This window comes from Pseudoalteromonas sp. SR45-5 (assembly GCF_014163565.1).
In the GTDB taxonomy this organism is placed as follows: Bacteria; Pseudomonadota; Gammaproteobacteria; order Enterobacterales; family Alteromonadaceae; genus Pseudoalteromonas; species Pseudoalteromonas distincta.
Genome location: NZ_JACJDN010000543.1, coordinates 1 through 2,707, shown reverse-complemented (window position 1 = coordinate 2,707; position 2,707 = coordinate 1). Strand labels below are relative to the sequence as shown.

At 40.1% G+C, this 2,707-nt stretch carries 1 protein-coding gene and 1 pseudogene; one reads left to right on the top strand and one right to left on the bottom strand.

Translation table 11 applies throughout. The annotated features are described in order from the left end of the window. Positions 1–354: pseudogene (locus H5072_RS16270) on the top strand (mechanosensitive ion channel domain-containing protein); the annotation flags it as partial. A gap of 34 nt (positions 355–388) precedes the next feature. Here the strand turns inward: H5072_RS16270 and H5072_RS16265 are convergent. Further along, entirely contained in the window at positions 389–2,524 is a 2,136-nt protein-coding gene (locus H5072_RS16265) for a TonB-dependent siderophore receptor (RefSeq protein ID WP_182694119.1), read from the bottom strand. Positions 2,525–2,707: the final 183 nt, after the last annotated feature.

The window sequence follows — 2,707 nt, the reverse complement described above, 5'->3', positions numbered from 1 at the left end:
GAGCTAAGCGTACCTGTTGATATAAGCGTGCATTACGATTCAGATTTAGAATTTGTTGAGCAAGTAACACTTGAAGTGGCTCGTGAAATACTTATTTCACACGAATGGGGCGTTGATGATTACAATACCTTTGTGGTTTTTCATACCTTTGATAGATCAAGCATTAACTTTACGGTAATGCTTAGAGCTAAAGAATACTTTAATCGCTTTTGGGTTAAATCTGCTTTTATAAAAGCCCTGCATAAACGCTATAAAAAAGAAGGTATTGTAATCCCCTTCCCTATTACGGCTATTAACACTACTCAAGAAGCTGCTAAATTTAATAGTGATAAAAAGGTGCAAGGCGACACTTAAAAAAAAGCGCGAATAACTCTCGCGCTAATAAGTATTAAAACTTGTAGGTTATTTGCCCAATAATTTCACGAGGGCTGCCAGGAAAATGGCCATTTCGTTCACTAAATCCACTTACAGCATATTCTTTATCAAACAGGTTATTAATATTTACACTCAGTAATACGTCGTCAAAACGACTCGTCCAGCTCATATCAAATACGGTAAATGGTTTTACTTTTTGACCACTGGTACTCAGTTGCTCACTTACGTAATTTGCACCAAATGCAATTGATGAGTCAATTGAATCAATAGCGTAGCGAGTCCATAAACCTGCCTGGTGGCGTGGTGCATTAGCAAAGCGCGAACCATCTCCAAATGTATTTGAAAGCGTATCACCCGTTACGCCGTCTACCACTTGTGTATCGTTGTATGCGTAGTTAGCCGTTACGGTCCAGTGCGCTGATAAATCACCGACTAAAGTTGTTTCAAATCCTCGGCTTTCTACTTCACCTATATTTAAAAGTGCAGCAATGCCATCCCCCGCTCCCGTATCGTCAGGGTTGCTCATTACCACGTTTTCTTTATTAATTTGGTAAATTGCAAAGGTGCTCATTATTTTGCCGTCGAGCCATTGGTTTTTCATACCTAGCTCGGTTTGCTTGCCGGTTTCTGGTTCTAAATTACCTTCGCCTGCTACATCTTCTTGGTCCGCTGATGATGTAGGGTTAAAGCTCTCTGAGTAATTAATATATACCGATGTGTTTTCTACTGGCTGATAAGTAACAGCAACACGCGGCGTTATGTCGTTATCTGAGTAACTAAAACCAGTTTCTTGGTTAAACTCTTTAAAATGGTCATAGCGCAAACCTGCAATTATTGTCCACTGCTCGCCTATGCTAATTACGTCTTGCGCGTATACACCAAATCGGTCGGTATCTACGCCATCGCGGTTCATGTCGGTAAGGTTATAAGTACTTGGATCGGTTTCACCGTAGTTTAAATTAAAAATATTTAAATTAGCGACGCCATCGGCCTCATATCGAGCACGAAAGTAGTCATATTCGGTATCAACGGTGTGGTAATCACCACCAAATAAAAACTGATGGGTTAATTGTCCTTGTCCAAAGTTATAAACAAAGTCGGTGGTTACACTTGCCTCTTTATTGGCACGAAATTGCTTACGGTATTCACGCTTAATCGTTTCATCATCGATATTGGCAACGCCATCACCATTTACATCTACCCAGCTTTGCGACTCATGGTAGGCTTGGTCTCGCTCGTTATCCATGTACCGAAACGTAGTACTTAACGAAAAATCATCATTAAAATAATGGCTAAGTTCTGCTTGAAGCACCAAAGCTTCCATATTTTGATAATCAAACGCCTCATTGGCGTTATAACTTGGGTCAACTAAAAAGTTACCGTTGTCATCTACCGGTACGCCACGTAAGCGGTTTCCGCTTAGGTCTTGTTTAATGTAGTCAACACTTGTGGTTAAGGTTGTTGAATCTGTTAAATCAAATAACAATCCGCCTGTCAGCTCGGTGTTTTTTGAGTCTGCATTGTTACGAAAGCTGTCTTGCTCTTCATAGTAACCACCCAATCTATAAGCCATTGTATCGCTTAAACCACCTGTCATATCGAGTGATGCACCACGGGTGTTGTAGTTACCTAAAGTAAGCTTTAGTTCGCGTTTTTGTGTGTAGCTTGGCTTTTTGGTTACGTAATTAATCATCCCACCAGGTTCGCCCCCGCCATACAAAGCAGAGGCAGGCCCTTTTAATACTTCAACACGTTCAACATTAAATAACTGCGGTACACCAAAGCCCGAATATGGGTCGCCACGTACGCCATCGTAAAATACATTGGCGTCATCTCTAAAACCACGAAAAGTTACGCCTGAGTAGCTGTATTCACTGACACCCGCAATAGAGCGGTATAAATCGGTAATGTCGCGCGCGGCTTGGTCAATAATAAGTTGCTCGGTTAACACCTGAGCCGATTGCGGAAGCTTAATAAGATCTAAATTAGTTTTGGTACCAATTTTACTTTCGGTTTCTAGGTAAAATTGCTGGGCACGGCCAGTTACTTCTATTTTTTCAATATCGTTATTTTGCTCGGCAAATGCCACATTAGAAAAAGCAGAAAAAGACGCAGCAATACTGAGCGCCAGATATTTTTGGTTAAACATATTGATCCAGAGAAGAGGTTTATAAAACGTTGCGAATGATAACGACTATCATTAACGTGTGCAATGTAAATAATTTCATATTCATTCTTATTTTTCGAATGAAGAGTTTTTGAGTAACACACTAAATTTGCAGCTCAGCATTAAAAAAATTAATTAGCATTACTGGAATATGGAATTGATATA

Coding starts and splice junctions, on each gene's coding strand:
- H5072_RS16265 (WP_182694119.1), bottom strand. CDS start 2,524: ATGTTTAACCAAAAATATCTGGCGCTCAGTATTGCTGCGTCTTTTTCT.